General features: G+C 64.5%; 17 protein-coding genes. 3 read left to right on the top strand and 14 right to left on the bottom strand.

Annotated features, from left to right (window positions below; all coding sequences use genetic code 11):
* Positions 1-6: 6 nt before the first annotated feature.
* From GXB81_RS13775 to GXB81_RS13760, 4 genes are read right to left on the bottom strand one after another with little or no spacing between them, the layout of a single operon-like run.
* Positions 7-810, bottom strand: coding sequence for an alpha/beta hydrolase (locus tag GXB81_RS13775; protein WP_205989417.1), 804 nt, complete (start codon positions 808-810; stop codon positions 7-9).
* Positions 803-1,198, bottom strand: coding sequence for a hypothetical protein (locus GXB81_RS13770; RefSeq protein ID WP_205989416.1), 396 nt, complete (start codon positions 1,196-1,198; stop codon positions 803-805). The genes GXB81_RS13775 and GXB81_RS13770 overlap by 8 nt, the downstream gene beginning before the upstream one ends.
* A 5-nt stretch (positions 1,199-1,203) precedes the next feature.
* Positions 1,204-2,052, bottom strand: coding sequence for an amidohydrolase family protein (locus GXB81_RS13765; protein ID WP_167043083.1), 849 nt, complete (start codon positions 2,050-2,052; stop codon positions 1,204-1,206).
* A 27-nt stretch (positions 2,053-2,079) separates the two neighbouring features.
* Entirely contained in the window at positions 2,080-3,177 is a 1,098-nt protein-coding gene (locus GXB81_RS13760) for a mandelate racemase/muconate lactonizing enzyme family protein (RefSeq protein ID WP_205989415.1), read from the bottom strand.
* A gap of 246 nt (positions 3,178-3,423) precedes the next feature.
* Between GXB81_RS13760 and sixA the strand changes: the two genes are divergently transcribed.
* Together sixA and GXB81_RS13750 are read left to right on the top strand one after the other, a co-directional pair.
* Positions 3,424-3,882, top strand: a complete 459-nt coding sequence (gene sixA / locus GXB81_RS13755) for a phosphohistidine phosphatase SixA (RefSeq protein ID WP_167043079.1) — start codon at positions 3,424-3,426, stop codon at positions 3,880-3,882.
* Between the two features lie 153 nt (positions 3,883-4,035).
* Positions 4,036-4,848 carry a GNAT family N-acyltransferase gene (locus GXB81_RS13750; RefSeq protein ID WP_167043077.1) on the top strand — a complete coding sequence of 271 codons (813 nt, stop codon included), beginning with the start codon at positions 4,036-4,038 and terminating at the stop codon, positions 4,846-4,848.
* A gap of 134 nt (positions 4,849-4,982) precedes the next feature.
* Here the strand turns inward: GXB81_RS13750 and ppx are convergent, their stop codons facing one another.
* Positions 4,983-6,629, bottom strand: coding sequence for an exopolyphosphatase (ppx, locus tag GXB81_RS13745; protein ID WP_167043075.1), 1,647 nt, complete (start codon positions 6,627-6,629; stop codon positions 4,983-4,985).
* Between the two features lie 203 nt (positions 6,630-6,832).
* Between ppx and ppk1 the strand changes: the two genes are divergently transcribed.
* Positions 6,833-8,896, top strand: a complete 2,064-nt coding sequence (ppk1, locus tag GXB81_RS13740) for a polyphosphate kinase 1 (RefSeq protein WP_167043073.1) — start codon at positions 6,833-6,835, stop codon at positions 8,894-8,896.
* 117 nt (positions 8,897-9,013) lie between these two features.
* On the opposite strand, the gene phoR is transcribed toward ppk1, so the two are convergent.
* The 9 genes from phoR to folP form a co-directional block, all read right to left on the bottom strand.
* Positions 9,014-10,327, bottom strand: a complete 1,314-nt coding sequence (phoR, locus tag GXB81_RS13735) for a phosphate regulon sensor histidine kinase PhoR (RefSeq protein ID WP_167043071.1) — start codon at positions 10,325-10,327, stop codon at positions 9,014-9,016.
* 66 nt (positions 10,328-10,393) lie between these two features.
* Positions 10,394-11,095, bottom strand: coding sequence for a phosphate regulon transcriptional regulator PhoB (gene phoB, locus GXB81_RS13730; protein ID WP_008922879.1), 702 nt, complete (start codon positions 11,093-11,095; stop codon positions 10,394-10,396).
* 26 nt (positions 11,096-11,121) lie between these two features.
* A complete protein-coding gene (gene phoU / locus GXB81_RS13725; protein ID WP_167043069.1) occupies positions 11,122-11,826 on the bottom strand; it encodes a phosphate signaling complex protein PhoU in 705 nt (234 codons plus the stop codon).
* A 28-nt stretch (positions 11,827-11,854) separates the two neighbouring features.
* The gene (gene pstB / locus GXB81_RS13720; RefSeq protein WP_167043067.1) at positions 11,855-12,703 is read right to left on the bottom strand and encodes a phosphate ABC transporter ATP-binding protein PstB; all 849 of its coding nucleotides are present in this window, start codon (positions 12,701-12,703) and stop codon (positions 11,855-11,857) included.
* A gap of 17 nt (positions 12,704-12,720) precedes the next feature.
* The gene (gene pstA / locus GXB81_RS13715; protein ID WP_167043065.1) at positions 12,721-13,617 is read right to left on the bottom strand and encodes a phosphate ABC transporter permease PstA; all 897 of its coding nucleotides are present in this window, start codon (positions 13,615-13,617) and stop codon (positions 12,721-12,723) included.
* Positions 13,614-14,615, bottom strand: a complete 1,002-nt coding sequence (pstC, locus tag GXB81_RS13710; protein ID WP_167043063.1) for a phosphate ABC transporter permease PstC — start codon at positions 14,613-14,615, stop codon at positions 13,614-13,616. The genes pstA and pstC overlap by 4 nt, the downstream gene beginning before the upstream one ends.
* Positions 14,616-14,790: 175 nt before the next feature.
* Entirely contained in the window at positions 14,791-15,822 is a 1,032-nt protein-coding gene (gene pstS / locus GXB81_RS13705; protein WP_167043061.1) for a phosphate ABC transporter substrate-binding protein PstS, read from the bottom strand.
* Positions 15,823-16,279: 457 nt separating this feature from the next.
* The gene (glmM, locus tag GXB81_RS13700) at positions 16,280-17,638 is read right to left on the bottom strand and encodes a phosphoglucosamine mutase (protein ID WP_167283588.1); all 1,359 of its coding nucleotides are present in this window, start codon (positions 17,636-17,638) and stop codon (positions 16,280-16,282) included.
* Between the two features lie 29 nt (positions 17,639-17,667).
* A complete protein-coding gene (gene folP / locus GXB81_RS13695; RefSeq protein ID WP_205989427.1) occupies positions 17,668-18,480 on the bottom strand; it encodes a dihydropteroate synthase in 813 nt (270 codons plus the stop codon).
* Positions 18,481-18,585 lie beyond the last annotated feature (105 nt).

Genomic DNA, 18,585 nt, shown 5'->3' with positions numbered 1-18,585 from the left:
GTGTCGTCAGCCGATCTCGCGCAGGAACTCGCCCGCCATGCCGGCAACGAGCTCCGCGTCTTCGAGATGCGGGAAATGTCCAAGACCGGACAATGCGCGCAGCTCGACGCGCGGCGCCTGGGTCAGGCCGTCGCGCGCCGCCTCGACCATGTCCTGCGATACGAGCCAGTCTTCGGTGCCGCGCGCGATCAGCACAGGACACCGAACGTTTTCCAGCAGCGCTCTGGAATCGCAATGTGCGTAGGCACGAAGGTCGCCTTGCTGGGCAACCGGGATGATCGACAGCACGCCCCATTCGGAAAACGCGCGCGCCTCGTCCGATGCGGCGGAGCCCACGAGACTCATCGAGAAGTCGAGATTCGCGTGCATCAGGTTCACCTGCGGGTGCGTCATCATCTCGAGCGCGCCGTCGGTGAAAGTCGGCGTATGCGCGGCGCCCTGCAAGGCGATCACCGCCCGCACCTCCGGATGGCGAGCGCCCAGCAGTAGCGCGAGGTTGCCGCCGATCGAGCATCCCATCACCGCCGGGCGTTCGAGCCCCAGCGTCTGCGCGAAACGCCATAGCCAGGCCTGGATCGACTCGATATCGCTGAGGCAGACGTTGCCTGCGAGCGGCCAGCTTTTGCCGTGCCCCGGCAAGTCCGGCGCGACGCAATGAAACTCCGGCGCGAGGCGCTGCATCACGCTTTGCCATTGGCGGTTCTCGCGTCCCGCGGTATGCATGAGCAGGATCGGCTTACCGCTGCCCGCACTTTCGTAGTACGTGCGCACGCCGTCCACATCGACGTAGCGTCCGACGATTTCAGTCATGGGAATCTCCAGAGGCAACCAGGTGCCGTGTCAACCGGAACAGCTGCCAGAGCGGACGATTGGCCCACGTCGCGGCCAGGGCGTCGCCGCTGACCCGGAGTTGGCCGTGCACGACGTTGATGGCCGCGCCGTAGGGCTTCTCGCCGGCGACGAGCCGCGCCCATTCGTCAGCGGGACCCGCTACGACGAACGCCGGCGCATCCGGCTCGACAAGCGCGAGGCTGCCGCGCTCGATACGCAGGCCGATACGGCGGCCGCCCACCTCGAAGCCGAACGCCAGCTCGCGCAGATGCGCGCCGCGCTGGCGGAAGTCGTCGTCCGCATTGGCGGCGGCCACGACCCGCTGCCAGAACGGCTCGCTGCCGACGGTGTCACTCAGTACGATCATTGCGCTCACTTTGAATCTCCCACGATGCCGAGTTTGCGCAAGAGGCGATCCGCGTTTCGGTACAGCACGCCTTCGAGTGCGTCGGGCGAGAACGGGTGCATGCGTACGCGTTCGAGCGCGGTCGGAATCGGCACGACCGGAAAGCCGCTCGCGAACAGGATGCGATCGGGAATGCAGGTGTTGGCGGCCTCGGCGAACTGCGCGCAGCCCGGCAGATGAAAGTAGAACGAAGTATCGACATAGACGTTCTCGTGCCGGAACGCGAGCGCGATCGTTTCGGTGACCCAGGGCCAGCCGGAATGGTCGATGACGATCGTGAGTTCAGGGAAATCGCAGGCCACGTCGTCGATCGGCAGGACGCTGCCGTGTTCGAGCCGCGGGCCGGCGAACGGCAGCGGACCGCTCGTTATCACGACCGGCACGCCGAGTTCCGCGCATTTCGCGTAGATCGGGTAGAGCCGCCGATCATTCGCGGCGATGCGGCCGCCGTACGGATCGAGCGCGACGCCTTTCAAGCCGAGTTCTTCGACCGCGCGCCGCACTTCGCGCACCGAGCGCATGCCGAGCAGAGGATCGATGCCCGCCAGCCCCACCACGCGATCGGGATAGCCGTGCATGACTTCGGCGACGTATTCGTTCGTGACGTCATTGGCGCTCGTGCCGCTCGATTGGCGGCCGGCGAATACGACGCGCTCGACATCGAGCCGCGTCAGGTCCTGCATCCACTCGTCGATCGTGCGCGGTTGCGGCTGCGGCGAGCCGAGCTTGCGCATCACGGTTTGCGTGAGCGGCAGCTCCAGCGCGCGCAGGTATTCGGGCGTGGGCGGGCGAGCCCGGAAATCGATGATAGCCATCAAGCAGTCCTTACGTGAAGAAAACGATCAGCTGCGAAATCTTGCGATGACAGCGGGATCGGGATCGACTCCGAGCCCGGGATTCTGGGGAACGCGCAGCATGCCGTCGACTGGATGAATCCAGTCGCCATAGAGATTCTCGGGAAGGTCCACATACAGCCGCTCGAATGGCACGTCGTCGTGTCCGGACGCCGCGATCAGATGCAGCGTGGCGAGAAAGCCCGGTCCGAAATACGGCGAATGCGGCGCGATGCGCACCTTGGCCCGATCCGCGAGCGCGAAAATCTTCAGCATCTCGCTGACGCCCCCGCACTTGATGACACTCGGCTGCACGAAGTCGAGCGCGCGCGCGTCGAGCAGATCGGCGAAACCGTGGACGTTTGCCACGTTCTCTCCGGCCGCAATCGGCGCGGCGCCGTCTTCGCGCAGCACCGCGAGCGACGCCCGGTCTTCGGGCGGCCAGATCGGCTCTTCGAGCCAGTACAGGTTGCATGCGCGCAAGGACCCGGCGATCTCGCGAGCGGCGTCCAGCGTCCAGGCGCAATTGCAGTCGACCATCAGGCGCGTGGCCTCCCCCGCGGCGCTGCGAGCCGCCTCGATGTTGGCAGGCTCGATCTCATGAAGCTTGAGCGAACGATAGCCGTCACCCAATGCACGCGAGCAATTGTGGGCCACGTCCCGCGGGTTGCCGTAGCGCAGCAGGCTCGCATAGGCAGGCAGGGCCGGGACTTCGGCGGCGGGGTTGAGCAGCTTGTAGAGCGGCTGGCCCGCCACCTTCGCGGCCAGATCCCACAACGCGATGTTGATACCCGATATGCCGTACGTAACCGGGCCATTGCGGCCGAACAGATGGAGTTTTTTCTCCAGCATCTCGCAGATCGCGTCGAGCTCGGCCGGATCGGCGCCGATGATGAGCGGCGTAATCATCTGATCGATCGCGGCCTGCGTGGACGGATCGACGTTGAAGCCGAACGCTTCGCCCCAGCCGCTCAGGCCATCGTCCGTGCGAATCTCGACGAGCAGCACGTCGATCGTGCCCCAGACCGTCCCGCCAAAGCCCGTGGGCGAACCGCCGTGAGAAAACGGCAGGCGAACGATGGTCGTCTCCACCGAAGCAATCTTCATCGCGTCTCCTCGATCTATGCCGCCGCCTGACACCAGGCCATATTTTGACTTGCTGCCAAGCTGCCTTACAGATTAAGTCTAAGCATCATCGCGGCAATACGCAAGCAATGTTTCCAGGATCGCGAACCGGAGCCCCTTTCCGCCAGGCCCCCTCGTCTTGCAAACCGTCATCCACACATGCGACAGTGTCCGCATCCGGCACCGCCGCTGCCCCGCCACCGTCGCGCGCCCCTCAAGGAGACATACATGGACCTGATCCTCTGGCGTCACGCCGAAGCCGAAGATGTCGCCGCCAGCGATCTCGCCCGCGCGCTCACGACACGCGGCCGCAAGCAGGCGCAAGGCGTCGCCAAATGGCTGCGCGCCCGCCTGCCCGAGGACTCCGTGGTGCTCGCGAGCCCGGCGATACGCACGATCCAGACCGCCGAGACCCTCAGCGACCAGTACCGCGTAGTGCGCGAACTCGCGCCGAACGCGAGCGCGCGCGAAGTGCTCGACGCCGCCGGCTGGCCCGACGGCATCGCGCAGACTGTTGTAATCGTGGGACACCAGCCGACGCTCGGCCACGTCGCCGCGCAGTTGCTCGGCAATAGCCCCGCGAGCTGGCCGCTGAAAAAAGCCGGCGTCTGGTGGATCGCGAGCCGCGAGCGCGACGGCGCGGAACAGGCCGTCCTGCGGGCCGCGATCAGTCCCGAGCTGGTCTGACGCGGCTTCCTCCGGACACCCAAACATCGGGAAGCGCACGCGAGCGGCTTACGGGCAGTCATCCAATCGTCACCGGTTTTTCATGCAAGCGTCACCCGGCGTTACTACATTGGCGAAAAAAGAATTTCACACTCTTTTCGATCAGGACCGCCAATGCGAGAACTGCCGACGCCCACCTTGCCCTTCGCTTCGCTCCTCGAATCGCGCCGTTTGCCGCGCGCCGAGGAAACGGTCACCGCCCAGCATCGATTGGAAGTGTCGTGGGCGCGTACCGACGAAGAATTGCGCGAGGCACAGCATCTGCGCTACCGCGTGTTCGCCGACGAAATGGGCGCGCGCCTGTCCGGCCCCACGGGCCTCGATGTCGATGCATTCGATTCGTACTGCGATCATCTGCTCGTGCGCGATCTCGACACGCTGAAGGTGGTCGGCACGTATCGCGCGTTGCCGCCGCACCAGGCCGCGCGCATCGGCCGCCTGTATGCGGAAAGCGAATTCGACGTGTCGCGTCTCACGCACCTGCGCGCGAAGATGGTCGAAGTGGGCCGCTCGTGCGTGCACCCCGACTATCGCAGCGGCTCGGTTATCATGTCGCTGTGGGCCGGTCTCGCCGCGTACATGAAGCACAACGGCTACGAGACGATGCTCGGCTGCGCGAGCGTCGCGATGGTCGACGGCGGCCACTATGCGGCCAACCTGTACTGCTCGCTGCGCGACAATGCGCTGACCGCGCCGGAATATCGCGCGTTCCCGCATACGCCGCTGCCGGTCGACGATCTGCAGACGGGCGCCGTCGTGGCCCCGCCGCCGCTCGTGAAGGGTTATCTGCGTCTTGGCGCGAAGATTTGCGGCGCACCGGCATGGGACCCCGACTTCAACACCGCGGACTTCCTGACGCTGTTCCGTCTGTCCGACATCAATGCGCGCTATGCCCGCCACTTCCTCGGCGACGCGCTGCCGCGCTGAGCAGGCAGTGTGAGCGCGCCGCAAACGAAAAGCCCGGCAAATGCCGGGCTTTTTTCATTCATGCGCGAACTGAAACGAAACGCTCGAAGGCAAGGACATGAAGCCGCGACATGACGCGCGGCCTCGCATGCCCATCAATCTTCCGTATAAACCACACGATACGGAATCCCAACCTTCTCCCACTCCGCCGCTTCCTGAATCAGGCTGTAATCGGTCAGCGGATTGTTGACGACCCATTCGTTCGGCAAGCGCACCTCGTAACCGCCGTTGGCCTGCGCCACCGAGATCCACGGCAGGCCGACGTCCGCGCGGCGGCGGCACAGCAGCGCCGCAAGCCGCAGGCAGAACAGCAGCGGCCATTCGACGTCGCGCGCCTGCGAGAGCTTGCCGAGCTTGCCCGCATGACCGAGCACGAGCGCCGCGAGGCGCGCCTGATCGGTACGCGAGAAACCCGGCATGTCGGCATTGCTCGCGATATAGGCCGAATGCTTGTGATAGGCGCTATGCGAAATGGAGAGCCCGATCTCGTGCAGCGACGCCGCCCAGCCGATGAACATGCGGTTTTCCGCGCGGCGCTCTTCGTCGGGCTCGGTGAACTGGTCGTAGAAGCTCATCGACAGATCGCCGATGCGCCCCGCCTGCGCGCGATCGACGCCGTAGCGGCGCATGAAGCCCTCCACCGTGACCGTGCGCATGTCTTCGTGCTGCGAGCGGCCGAGCAGGTCGTACATGACGCCGAGGCGCAATGCGCCGTCGGTGGTGTCGACGTAATCGACGCCGAGTTCGTCGAACACCGCGATCATGATCGACAGCCCGCCCGCGAGCACCGGTATGCGGTCGCCCTTCAGCGCGACGAGCTTCAGGCGGTTCACGTTCTCGGCCTTGATCAGCGCGCGCTTGAGCTTCTCCAGGCCGCCGCGCGAAATGCCGTGCGTGACGCCCGCATCGTTGAAGCCGTTCGCCTCGACCAGTTCGGCGAGCGCGCGCGCCGTGCCCGACGAGCCGATCGCCTGCTCCCAGCCGGTCTTCTTGTACTCGGCGGAAATGATCTGGATTTCGCGGCGCGCCGCGAGTTCGGCCTGGCGCATCGTGTATTCGTCGACGTTGCCGGCCGGGAAAAATGCGCGGCTATGGCTCACGCAGCCGATATACAGGCTCTCCATCTTGATCGGCGTGTAGTGCGAGCCGATGATGAATTCCGTCGAGCCGCCGCCGATGTCGACGACGAGCCGCTGGCCCGCGCTCGCCGGCACCGAATGCGCGGCGCCCGCGTAAATCAGGCGCGCTTCCTCGCGCCCCGCGATCACTTCGATCGGAAAACCGAGCGCGGCCTGCGCCTCGCCGAGAAATTCGCCGGCATTCTTCGCGATGCGCAGCGTATTGGTCGCGACCGCGCGCACGTGGTCGGGATGAAAGTCGCGCAGACGCTCGCCGAAACGCTTCAGCGCGTCCCAGCCGCGCACCTGCGAGGCACGGTCGAGCATCTTGTCGCTCGACAGGCCGGCCGCAAGGCGCACCGGCTCGCGCAATGCATCGACCTGATAGATCTGGCTGCCCGCGTCGGTTTCCTCGACCCGGCCCACGATCAGCCGGAAGCTGTTCGAACCGAGATCGACCGCAGCGAGGAGTTGAGGGGTATTGGCCATCGGGTAAGCGGACTCCATGCGCGCTAGCGCGGCGGCTGCGGCGCCGGGCGTGGATGCCGGCAGCACCGCGCGCCGGCCCGGCGTTTTCGGCGCACGTTGCGCGTCGCGGCCGGCCGCGCTGTTCAAAGACGCCATTCTAAGCGTACCGGGCCTCACAATGTCACCTCTGAGCGCAGGGAGACTGGAATGGTCGCACAAGCCGTGCGTCATATTGACGACAGACGCCGATTACGGCATAAAATCTCAAAATAGCAAGAATGTCATAAGGGCGTCATTAAACTGTGCGAATTTCCGAGCGTCTTTCCGCCTCCATTCCAGACATTCCACTTCCGCTGCCGATGTCCATCCGCTATCCCTTATTGAATCGCGAACTGGGCATTCTGGGTTTCAACGAGCGTGTACTGGCGCAAGCCGCCGACCCCGCCGTCCCCCTGCTCGAACGCCTGCGCTTCATCTGCATCACCAGCAGCAATCTCGACGAATTCTTCGAAGTCCGCATGGCCGGGCTCCAGGAGCAGATCCGCGACAACCCCGGCGCGCTGTCGCCCGACGGCATGTCGCTGCAGCACGTGTACGGCCTCGTGGTCGAGCGGGCGCAGAAGCTCGTGCATCGCCAGTACACGATGCTGCACGACACGGTGCTGCCCGCGCTCGAACAGGAAGGCATCTATTTTCACGGCACCGAAGCCTGGAGCGACGCGCAGACCGAATGGGCGCGCAACTACTTCTTCGACGAACTGCTGCCGGTGCTCACGCCGATCGGCCTCGACCCGGCGCATCCGTTTCCGCGCGTGCTCAACAAGAGCCTGAACTTCGTCGTCGAACTCGAAGGCAAGGACGCCTTCGGCCGCCAGGCGATGATGGGCATCGTGCAGGCGCCGCGCGCGCTGCCGCGGCTCGTGCGCATGCCGCAGGAACTGTCGGGCTATCCGCATGGCTTCGTGCTGCTGAGCTCGCTGTTGCAGCGCTTCGTCGGCGAGCTGTTTCCGAGTCTCGTCGTGCGCAGCTGCAACCAGTTCCGCATCACGCGCAACAGCGAACTGTTCGTCGACGAGGACGAAATCACCAACCTGCGCGTCGCGCTGCAGGGCGAACTGCCGGCGCGGCATCTCGGCAACGCGGTGCGCCTCGAAGTGTCGGCCGAAACGCCGGCGCACGTCGTGCGGCGCCTGCTCGACGAAAGCGGCCTGTCGAACAAGGACTGCTACTACGCGAACGGCCCGGTCAATCTGGTGCGGCTCATGCAGTTGCCCGAGATGGTCGACCGGCCCGATCTGAAGTTCGTGCCGCATATTCCGTCGACGCCGACGCAGATCGCCAACAGCGCCAGCATGTTCGACGTGATCGATCAGGGCGACGTGCTGCTGCATCACCCGTACGAGAGCTTCCAGCCCGTGCTGGAACTGCTGCTGCAGGCCGCCAAGGACCCGAACGTGGTCGCGATCAAGCAGACCATCTACCGCACCGGCACCGACTCGCCGCTGATGGACGCGCTGATGCAGGCCGCGCGCAACGGCAAGGAAGTCACGGTGGTGGTCGAGCTGCTCGCGCGCTTCGACGAGGAAACCAACATCAACTGGGCCTCGCAGCTCGAAGCGGTCGGCGCGCACGTGGTCTACGGCGTGGTCGGCCACAAGTGCCACGCGAAGATGATGCTGATCGTGCGGCGCGTGTCGTCGGGCGGCAAGACCACGCTCAAGCGCTACGTGCACCTCGGTACCGGCAACTATCATCCGCGCACCGCGCGTCTTTATACCGACTTCGGTCTGATGACCGCCGATCAGAAAATCTGCGAGGACGTGCACCACGTGTTCCAGCAACTGACCGGCATCGGCGGCGAACTGAAGCTGCACGAGCTGTGGCAATCGCCGTTCACGCTGCACCCGAAGCTCGTCGAGTCGATCCGCAAGGAAGCCGAGCATGCGCGCGCCGGCAAGAAGGCGCGCATCGTCGCGAAGATGAACGCGCTGCTGGAGCCGACCGTGATCGCCGAGCTGTACGAGGCGTCGCAGGCCGGCGTGAAGATCGATCTGATCGTGCGCGGCGTATGCTCGCTGCAGCCCGGCGTGGCGGGACTTTCGGAGAACATCACGGTGCGCTCGATCGTCGGGCGCTTCCTCGAGCACCATCGCACCTACTACTTCTACGACGACGGCAAGGAGCAGGTCTATCTGTCGAGCGCCGACTGGATGGATCGCAACCTGTTCCGCCGCGTCGAAGTCGCGTTCCCGGTCAATAACCGGCGCCTGAAGCGGCGCGTGATCGCGGAAGGGCTGTCGGCGTTTCTCGGCGACAACCAGTCCGCGTGGCTCATGCAAAGCGACGGACACTATCGCCGGCGCCGGCCGGGCAAGTCGTCGCGCAATGCGCAGATGAGTCTGCTCGCGAAGTTCTGCGCATAGCCGCTGTGTTTTCGAGGTGTGCGCGACAATGGCGCGCGCCTCGATGAAGCCGACGAAGCGCAAATAAAAAAACCGCCTGAAGAAGGCGGTTTTTTTATTTCATGGCCGCTGCCGCACTCAAACCGGCGCCGCCTGGCAGCGTGCCGTGCGATACACCGGAAAGCGCACCGTGAACGTGCTGCCGCGCCCTTCCTCGCTCTTCACGTCGAGCTGCGCATCGTGGCGCTGCAACACGTGCTTGACGATCGCGAGACCGAGGCCCGTGCCGCCGGTGTCGCGCGAGCGGCTGCGATCGACGCGATAGAAGCGCTCGGTGATCCGCGGAATATCGGCGGCCGGAATGCCGAGACCGCTGTCCGTGACCGAGAACACCGCATGGCCGCCCACCGAGCGCCAGTTCACCTTGATCGTGCCGCCGTCCGGCGTATAGCGGATCGCATTCGTCACGAGATTGCCGAGTGCGCTGAACAGCTCGGTTTCGACGCCGGTGACGGTCAGCTCCTCGTCAACCTCGAAGACGATGCGGTGATGGTCGCTCGACAGACTGTCCGCATCGTCCCGCAGATGCCGCAACACCGCGCGCATGTCGATCATGTGATCGCTCGGCGACTTGTTGTCGCCCTCGAGCTTCGCGAGCACGAGCAGATCGTTGACGATATGGCGCATACGTGACGCCTGCTGCTCCATCAGCTCGAGATAACGCGCGCGTTCGGCCTCGCCGAGCGGCAGCTCGCGCATCGTTTCGAGAAAACCGGACAGCACCGTGAGCGGCGTCTTCAGTTCATGCGAGACGTTGGCGACGAAGTCGCGCCGCATCGCGTCGGTGCGTTCGAGCTCGGTGATGTCCTGCGAGAGCACGAGCTTGCGATTGTCGCCGTACGGAAACACCTGCACCGACAGCACGTTCTGGCGCTTTTCGCCCATGCCGCGCATGATCAGCATTTCCTCGTAACGATGCGAATTGAGGTAGTGCACGAAATCCGGATGACGCACCAGATGCGTGATGTGCTGGCGCAGATCGCGCTTCGCGTCGAGCCCGAAGTGGCTTTCGGAAATCGCGTTGCACCATTCGATCTGATCGTGATCGTCGAGCATCGCGACGCCGTTCGGCGAGGCCTGGATCGCCTGGATGAAACGCGAATGCTGCTGCTCGACCTGGCGCACCTGGGCGTGCCAGCGCTTCGCGAGCTTGTGCAGACGATAGTAGATTTCGCCCCAGATGCCGGGAGCGCTCGGCACTTCGCCGTACACCGGCGCGTCGAGCAGACGCCACAGGCGCTGCTTGTGGAAAGTACTGAAGATGCTCTGCGCGAGCAGCAGGATGATCGCGAGAGCGAGGCCCGCCTTGACGTTCACCAGTGCGCCGACCACCGCGCACAGAACAGCCAGCAGCACGACCGACACGATGGAGCGCGCCCAGATGATGTTCATGGTCTAGCGATCGAAGAGAAAATACGGCGCAGGAGGGAGTGGCGGCGCCGCGCACCGCCGCGGCTATCAGGCGCTCTTCGCCAGCCGGTAGCCGCTGCCGCGTACGGTTTCAATCATAGCATCGCAACCGGCGGGCTTGAGAGCCGCGCGCAGGCGCTTGATATGCACGTCGACGGTGCGTTCCTCGACGAACACGTGGTCGCCCCAGACCTGATCGAGCAGTTGCGTGCGGCTGTGCACGCGCTCCGGGTGGGTCATGAAGAAGTGCAGCAGGCGGAATTCGGTCGGGCCGAGATCGAGCTTGATCTCGCTGCCTTCCGCGTGGGCGGCGACGCGATGCGTAGCCGGATCGAGCTTGAGGCCGTTGATCGCAACCACGTCTTCGGTCAGCTGCGGCGCGCGGCGGCGCAGCACCGCCTTGATGCGCGCCATCAGTTCCTTCGGCGAAAACGGCTTCGTCACGTAGTCGTCCGCGCCGATCTCGAGGCCGAGCACCTTGTCCTGCTCGTCGCCGCGCGCGGTCAGCATGATGATCGGGATATGCTTCGTGCGCTCGTTGTTGCGCAGGTCGCGTGCGAACGAAATTCCCGATTTACCCGGCAACATCCAGTCGAGCAGCACGAGGTCGGGCAGTACGTCGCTGATCAGGTTGTGCGCCTGCTCCGCGTTGTACGCGCGAATCGGGCAATGTCCGGCGTGTTGAAGATTGACCGAAATCAGTTCGGAAATGGCTGGCTCATCTTCAATGACGAGAATGCTGCTGGGCATCGGCACCTCTGTTCCTTATCTCTGGATTAGCTGAGTGCTTCGCGTTCGAGCGTATCGCGCGACTGATGCCGCACGTCGGTGCCCTTCACGATGTAAATGATGAATTCGGCGATGTTCTTCGCGTGGTCGCCGATCCGCTCGATCGCCTTGGCGATGAACAGGAAGTCGAGGCCCACCGAGATCGAACGCGGATCTTCGGTCATGTAGGAAATCAGCTTGCGCACGAAGGCGCGGAATTCCTCGTCGATCGCCTTGTCGTCGCGCACGATCTGCGCGGCGGCAACCGTATCGAGACGCGCGAACGCGTCGAGCGCGCGGCGCAGGATCGACACGGCCATCTCGCCCGAAAGCTTGATCTCGGCGATGTTGATCGTGCGCGACGCGCCGTCTTCCATCAGGCGCTTGGTGCGCTTCGCGATCTTCTCGGCCTCGTCGCCGGCGCGCTCGAGGTTCGTGATGGTCTTCGAGATCGCGATCAGGAGGCGCAGGTCGCGCGCGGCCGGCTGGCGGCGCGCGATGATGTTGCTGCACTCCTCGTCGATCTCGACTTCCATCCTGTTCAGACGGTCTTCGGCGGCGATCACCTGCTCGGCGATGTCGAGGTCGAATTCGTTGAGCGCCTGCATCGCGTTGACGATCTGCGATTCGACGAGACCGCCCATTTCGAGCACCTTCGACGAAACGAGGTTCAGATCGGCATCGAACTGGCTGGACAGATGTTTATCGGACATGTCGTACTCCGTTGTATTGCCCGGCTGATTAGCCGAAGCGGCCCGTGATGTAGTCCTCGGTTTCCTTGCGGACCGGCTTGATGAAGATCTTTTCGGTGTCGCCGAATTCGATCAGTTCACCAAGGTACATGTAGGCAGTGTAGTCCGAACAGCGGGCCGCCTGCTGCATGTTGTGCGTGACGATCACGACCGTGTAGTCGCTCTTCAACTCCGCGATCAGCTCTTCGATGCGGCCCGTCGAGATCGGGTCGAGCGCCGAGCACGGCTCATCGAGCAGCAGCACCTCGGGGCGGATCGCGATGCCGCGCGCGATGCACAGACGCTGCTGCTGGCCGCCCGACAGACCGTAGCCGCTCTGGCCGAGCTTGTCCTTCACTTCGTTCCACAGCGCCGCCTTCGTGAGCGCCCATTCGACGCGGTCGTCCATTTCCGAGCGCGACAGCGTTTCGAACATCTTCACGCCGAACGCGATGTTGTCGTAGATCGACATCGGGAACGGCGTCGGCTTCTGGAACACCATGCCGATGCGCGCGCGCAGCAGCGAGATATCGCGGCGCGTGGTCAGCAGGTTTTCGCCGTCCATCAGGATTTCGCCTTCGGCGCGCTGCTCCGGATAGAGCGCGTACATCTTGTTGAAGGTGCGCAGCAGCGTGGACTTGCCGCAACCCGACGGACCGATGAACGCGGTCACCTTGCCTTCGGGAATCTGCAGATTGATGTTCTTCAGCGCGTGATACTTGCCGTAGAAGAAGTTCAGGTCGTTGACCTCGATCTTCGGACGCGCCGGCGCATGCGCCTGGCCGCTTTGTTCGGGGTCGGAGCCGGCGGGCGCGCTCACGTGCCCGATCGGATTGAGTTGGGTTTCTGCCATGTTCATCGGATTCACTCCGCCCATTACTTGTTCGAAAAGATCGTGCGCGCGAGGATGTTCAGTCCGAGCACCGCGAGCGTGATCAGGAAGACGCCGGCCCACGCGAGCGATTGCCACTGCGCGAACGGGCTCATCGCAAACTTGTAGATCGTGACCGGCAGGTTCGCGACCGGCTGGCTCATATCGACCGAGAAGAACTGGTTCGACAGCGCGGTGAAGAGCAGCGGCGCGGTTTCGCCGGCAATCCGCGCGACCCCGAGCAGCACACCGGTCACGATACCCGCGATCGACGCCTTCAGCGTGATCGACAGCACCATCTTCCACTTCGGCGTGCCGAGTGCGAAGGCCGCTTCGCGCATCGCGTTCGGCACGAGCTTCAGCATGTTCTCGGTCGTGCGGATCACGATCGGAATCTGCAGCAGCGCGAGCGAGAGCACGCCGGCCCAACCGCTGAAGTGGCCCATCTTCGCGACGACGAGCGCGTAGACGAACAGACCGATCACGATCGACGGCGCCGACAGCAGGATGTCGTTGATAAAGCGCGTCACGTTCGCGAGCCAGCCCCTCTGGCCGTATTCGGCGAGATAGACGCCGGCCATGATGCCGATCGGCGTGCCGACGAAGGTCGCGAGCGCGACCAGCATCAGGCTGCCGACGATCGCGTTGGCGAGACCGCCGCCGTCGGTGTTCGGCGGCGGCGTCGACTGCGTGAACAGCTCGATCGACAGCCCGCCGATACCGAGGCGCAGCGTCGTGTACAGAATCCACACGAGCCACAGCAGACCGAACGCCATCGCGGCGAGCGAGCAGGTCAGCGCAATCGCGTTCTTCACGCGGCGGCGTCCTTGCAGACGCGTGCGCATCGCTTCCAGGGTTGCCGCGTCGCGCAGACCCGGCATGTTCAGAGAGGACTCGCTCATTTCGCACCCTCCCCTTTCTCAAGACGAAGCAACATGATCTTCGAAATCGACAGCACGATGAATGTAATCACGAACAGGATCAGGCCGAGTTCCATCAGCGCCGACGTATGCAGGCCTGGGTCCGCTTCCGCGAACTCGTTGGCGAGCGCCGACGTGATGCTGTTGCCCGGCGAAAACAGCGAAATATTGTCGAGCAGGTTGGTGTTGCCGATCACGAACGTGACCGCCATGGTCTCGCCGAGCGCGCGGCCGAGGCCGAGCATCACGCCGCCGATCACGCCGGTCTTCGTGAACGGCAGCACGATCTTCCACATCACTTCCCACGTCGTGCAGCCGATACCGTACGCCGACTCCTTGAGCAGCACCGGCGTGACTTCGAACACGTCGCGCATGACCGAGGCGATGTACGGAATGATCATGATCGCGAGAATCACGCCCGCGCACAGAATACCGATGCCGATCGGCGGGCCCGCGAACAGCGCGCCGACGAACGGGATGCCGCCGAGCACCGCGCCGAGCGGTTTCTGGAACCACGTCGCGAAGATCGGCGCGAACACGAGCAGGCCCCACATGCCGTACACGATCGACGGAATCGCGGCGAGCAGCTCGATCGCGATGCCGAGCGGGCGGCGCAGCCAGGCGGGTGAAAGTTCGGTAAGGAAAAGCGCGATGCCGAAGCTGACCGGCACCGCGATGATGAGAGCGATGAGCGAGGTGGCGATGGTGCCGTAGATCGGCACGAGTGCGCCGAACTGCTTGCTAGGTGGATCCCAGACCGCTGTCCACAGGAAGGAAAGACCGAATTCCCGGATCGACGGCAACGAGGAAATGATCAGCGAAACGATGATGCCACCGAGCAACAGCAGCGTAACGACGGCGGCCAGCCGAGCCAGGCCGCCGAAGATCACGTCGCCGGAGCGGCCAGGCGCCTTCTGCTGAGACGCGCTGCCAGGCGGGGTGGCCCGGCTCGTGCCGGACGCTAGATGAATATCGGACATGGGAGCCTGAGTGACCTGTTGAAGCTGTTCCAGTTGCCGGACCGCACGCTGGGCGCAGCCGGTGACGCGGTGGCGAATGCCGGGTTAATGCCATTGGCCGTCCTCTCGCGAGGACGGCCAATGTAAGGCTCTGGCGCGGCTAAACCGCCGCGCCGGGGCAAGGCTGGACGGTCGCTTAGTCGGCGATCGGCTTGCCTGCTGCGTCCTTCACCTTCTGCTTCCACTGCGTGCGGATTTCCGACACGACCGACGGCGGCAGCGAGATATAGTCGAGGTCGTCAGCAGCCTGGCCGCCGTTCTTGAACGCCCAGTCGAAGAACTTCAGCGTTTCCGTGCCTTGCGCCGGCTTGTCCTGCGCCGTGTGCAGCAGCACGAACGTCGCGCCGACGATCGGCCATGCGTTCTTGCCCGGCTCGTTCGTCAGGATCTGGTAGAACGACTTCGACCAGTCAGCGCCAGCAGCCGCTGCCTTGAACGTTTCGGTTTCCGGCTGAACCACTGCGCCCGATTCGTTCTTCATCGCGACGTAGTTCATGTGGTTCTGCTTCGCGTACGCCCACTCGACATAGCCGATCGAGCCCGGCAGACGCTGCACGAATGCCGCGACGCCGTCGTTGCCCTTGCCGCCCGTGCCGGTCGGCCAGTTGACCGTGGTGCCTTCACCGACCTTCGACTTCCATTCCGGGTTGACCTTCGACAGGTAGTTCGTCCAGATGAAGCTGGTGCCCGAACCGTCGGCGCGGCGAACCACGGCGATGTCCAGATCCGGCAGCTTGACCTTCGGGTTCAGCGCGGCGATCGCCGGGTCGTTCCACTTCTTGACCTTGCCGAGGTAGATGTCGCCGAGCACTGCGCCCGACAGCGTCAGTTCGCCCGGCTTCACGCCCGGCACGTTGACCGCCGGCACCACGCCGCCGACCACCGTCGGGAACTGGAACAGGCCTTCTTTCGCGAGTTCGTCGTCCTTCAGCGGAGCGTCCGAACCGGCGAAGTCGACGGTCTTCGCGACGATCTGCTTCACGCCGCCGGCCGAGCCGATGCCCTGGTAGTTAACCTTGCCGCCGCCCGACTTCTGGTAAGCGTCGGCCCACTTCGTGTAGATCGGTGCTGCGAAGGTGCTGCCCGCGCCGGTGATGTCTGCGGCTTGCGCTGCCATAGCGAAGAGCGCGCCAGCGACGCCAGCGAACACGGTTTGCATCAATTTCATGAGACCTCCAAGGTGTGAGCGGTATGAGCGTGGAACACGAACACCGCGAAGCTTAGGGTCTCTTTATGACAAAACAATGACTGACCGTGAAACGGATGTGACAGTCATATTACTGTGCGAAAGGTGCTGGAACGGATAAACCGGCGCTCTGACGATGCGGGCTGCATCGCCTTGTAGATTAGGCGAAAAAAGATGGGGCGCGAACGTTTGCGCGAGGTGAGATGGGGGAATTTATGGTCGCTTTTTGATCGGGCGGGTTGTGCTGTTTTTTTGGCGGGATGGCGAGGTGAGGGGGATTTTGCCGGGCGGGCGCGTTGCGGTGCGTTCGGGCGTTCGGCGAGCTTGATGCGTTCCAGTGGATAAGGACGTCTTCCGCGCTCGTGCTTTGGCTGCCCGGCGGTAGAGACAGGACTGGCGGCGGGACGTCGTTACCCTCGCCCCGCCGCTCACGTGTGGCTCAAGCCGTCGCCGTCCTCACCGTCTCGGCAATCGCTTCCGCATGCTGGACGGCGTCGTCGGCGTTTTGCGCCTCGACCATCACACGCAGCACCGGCTCCGTGCCCGACGCGCGGATCAGCACGCGGCCATGGCCATCGAGCGCACCTTCAGCCGACTTGATCGCGCCGCGGATCGCCGCGCTGCCCTTCCAGTCCGCGTCCGGCTTCATGCGCACGTTGATGAGTTTCTGCGGGAACAGCTTGACGCCATCGAGCAGCTCGGCGAGCGATTTACCGCTGCGCTGCATCGCCGCGAGCACGAGCAGCGCCGAGACGATCCCGTCGCCGGTCGAATGGCGATCGAGCGACAGGATATGGCCCGAGCCTTCCGCGCCGAGCTGCCAGCCATGCTCGCGCAACTGCTCGAGCACGTAGCGGTCGCCGACCGCCGCGCGCACGAACTTCACGCCGGCGTTGCGCAGCGCGACCTCGACGGCCATATTGGTCATCAGCGTGCCGACCGCGCCTTCCACGTTGCCGGCGGTCGCGATGCGGTCCTTGACCAGCACGTAGAGCAGTTCGTCGCCGTTGTAGAGGCGGCCGGCCGCGTCCACGACCTGCAGACGGTCGGCGTCGCCGTCGAGCGCGATGCCGAGATCGGCATGATTGGCGCGCACCGCGCGCACCAGCGCGTCGGGCGCGGTCGCGCCGACGCCGTCGTTGATGTTGAAGCCGTTCGGCGCGACGCCGATCGGGATCACTTCGGCGCCGAGTTCGTGGAAGACGTGCGGCGCGATGTCGTACGCGGCGCCATGCGCGCAATCGACGACGAGCTTCATGCCGCGCAGATCGTACGCGGCCGGGAACGTGCTCTTGCAGAACTCGATATAGCGCCCTGCGGCGTCGTCGAGACGCCGCGCCTTGCCGAGCCGTTCGGAAGACGCGCAGGCAAGCGGCAATTCGAGCTGCTCCTCGATCTGCGCCTCGACGTCGTCTGGCAGCTTGTTGCCGTCGGCCGAGAAAAACTTGATGCCGTTGTCGTAGTACGGGTTGTGCGATGCGCTGATGACCACGCCCGCCGCAAGCCGCAGCGCGCGCGTGAGGTAGGCGATGCCGGGCGTCGGCATCGGGCCGGCCAGCATCACGTCGACGCCGGCCGCCGAAAAGCCCGATTCGAGCGCCGCTTCGAGCATATAGCCGGACACGCGCGTGTCCTTGCCGATCAACACCGTTGGCCGCGTGCCGGTTTTGGCCCAGTGGTCCGCACCCGCGAGTACCTTGCCGGCCGCGTAGCCAAGCCGCAACACGAATTCCGGCGTAATGGGCCCTTCGCCGACCTTGCCTCGAATTCCGTCCGTTCCGAAGTAACGACGTGCCATGCTTTATCACTCTCCCTATTACTGTGAGTTCAACTGCGGACGCGGCTCGCGTTCGCCGCGTCGCGCAGGGTGGCCCAGACTTTCAATGCATCGACTGTTTGCGCGACGTCATGCACGCGCAGAATCGCGGCGCCCCGCTCGGCCGCGCACACGGCCGCGGCGATGCTGCCGGCCACGCGCTCCGATGCCGGGCGCCCGACCACGGCGCCGATCATCGACTTGCGCGAGACACCCGCGAGAATTGGATACGGCGACGCGGCCCGTGGGGCCGTGTCGCGCAAATGCGCGAGCAGCGCGTAGTTGTGCTCGACGACCGCCTTACCAAAACCGAAACCGGGGTCGACGCTGATGCGCGCACGCGCAACCCCCGCCTGCTCCAGCGCTGTTACGCGTTCTTCGAGGAAGGCGCGCACCTCGCCGACGACATCATCATATTCGGGCTCGCCGAGCTGCATGGTTTGCGGCTCACCGAGCATATGCATCACACAAAGACCGCAGTTGCCGTCGCGCACGGCGTCGATCGCGCCGGGCATCCGGAAGCCCCAGATGTCGTTGATCAGGTCGGCGCCCGCGCTCAATGCGTGGCGCATCACTTCCGGCTTGTAGGTATCGACCGACAAGGGCACGTTCGCGCCGCGCAATTGTTCGACGAGCGGCAGCACGCGTTCCAGCTCCTCGTCGAGCGACACCGGCGGCGCGCCCGGCCGCGTCGATTCACCGCCAATATCGATGATGTCCGCGCCATCGAGCATCATGCGCTCGGCCTGGCGCAGCGCGTCGTCGCGAATCGTGTACTTGCCGCCGTCGGAAAACGAATCGGGCGTGACGTTCAGAATGCCCATGACCAACGGGCGTTCAAAGGTCAGCGTGAAGCGGCCGCATTGCAGCGGCTCCGGAAGAAGAACGGAAGAGGAATCGACTTTCGACACGCAGCGGTGCTTCACATA

This window comes from Paraburkholderia sp. Ac-20336 (assembly GCF_017105025.1).
In the GTDB taxonomy this organism is placed as follows: domain Bacteria; phylum Pseudomonadota; class Gammaproteobacteria; order Burkholderiales; family Burkholderiaceae; genus Paraburkholderia.
Note: the sequence above shows the minus strand (reverse complement) of the source record. Positions and strands in the feature narration are given on the sequence as shown.

Bases quoted from the DNA above. Each gene is read 5' to 3' on its own strand.
- GXB81_RS13775 (WP_205989417.1), bottom strand. From the start codon at position 810: ATGACTGAAATCGTCGGACGCTACGTCGATGTGGACGGCGTGCGCACG.
- GXB81_RS13770 (WP_205989416.1), bottom strand. From the start codon at position 1,198: ATGATCGTACTGAGTGACACCGTCGGCAGCGAGCCGTTCTGGCAGCGG.
- GXB81_RS13765 (WP_167043083.1), bottom strand. From the start codon at position 2,052: ATGGCTATCATCGATTTCCGGGCTCGCCCGCCCACGCCCGAATACCTG.
- GXB81_RS13760 (WP_205989415.1), bottom strand. From the start codon at position 3,177: ATGAAGATTGCTTCGGTGGAGACGACCATCGTTCGCCTGCCGTTTTCT.
- sixA (WP_167043079.1), top strand. From the start codon at position 3,424: ATGGACCTGATCCTCTGGCGTCACGCCGAAGCCGAAGATGTCGCCGCC.
- GXB81_RS13750 (WP_167043077.1), top strand. From the start codon at position 4,036: ATGCGAGAACTGCCGACGCCCACCTTGCCCTTCGCTTCGCTCCTCGAA.
- ppx (WP_167043075.1), bottom strand. From the start codon at position 6,629: ATGGCGTCTTTGAACAGCGCGGCCGGCCGCGACGCGCAACGTGCGCCG.
- ppk1 (WP_167043073.1), top strand. From the start codon at position 6,833: ATGTCCATCCGCTATCCCTTATTGAATCGCGAACTGGGCATTCTGGGT.
- phoR (WP_167043071.1), bottom strand. From the start codon at position 10,327: ATGAACATCATCTGGGCGCGCTCCATCGTGTCGGTCGTGCTGCTGGCT.
- phoB (WP_008922879.1), bottom strand. From the start codon at position 11,095: ATGCCCAGCAGCATTCTCGTCATTGAAGATGAGCCAGCCATTTCCGAA.
- phoU (WP_167043069.1), bottom strand. From the start codon at position 11,826: ATGTCCGATAAACATCTGTCCAGCCAGTTCGATGCCGATCTGAACCTC.
- pstB (WP_167043067.1), bottom strand. From the start codon at position 12,703: ATGAACATGGCAGAAACCCAACTCAATCCGATCGGGCACGTGAGCGCG.
- pstA (WP_167043065.1), bottom strand. From the start codon at position 13,617: ATGAGCGAGTCCTCTCTGAACATGCCGGGTCTGCGCGACGCGGCAACC.
- pstC (WP_167043063.1), bottom strand. From the start codon at position 14,615: ATGTCCGATATTCATCTAGCGTCCGGCACGAGCCGGGCCACCCCGCCT.
- pstS (WP_167043061.1), bottom strand. From the start codon at position 15,822: ATGAAATTGATGCAAACCGTGTTCGCTGGCGTCGCTGGCGCGCTCTTC.
- glmM (WP_167283588.1), bottom strand. From the start codon at position 17,638: ATGGCACGTCGTTACTTCGGAACGGACGGAATTCGAGGCAAGGTCGGC.
- folP (WP_205989427.1), bottom strand. From the start codon at position 18,480: ATGGGCATTCTGAACGTCACGCCCGATTCGTTTTCCGACGGCGGCAAG.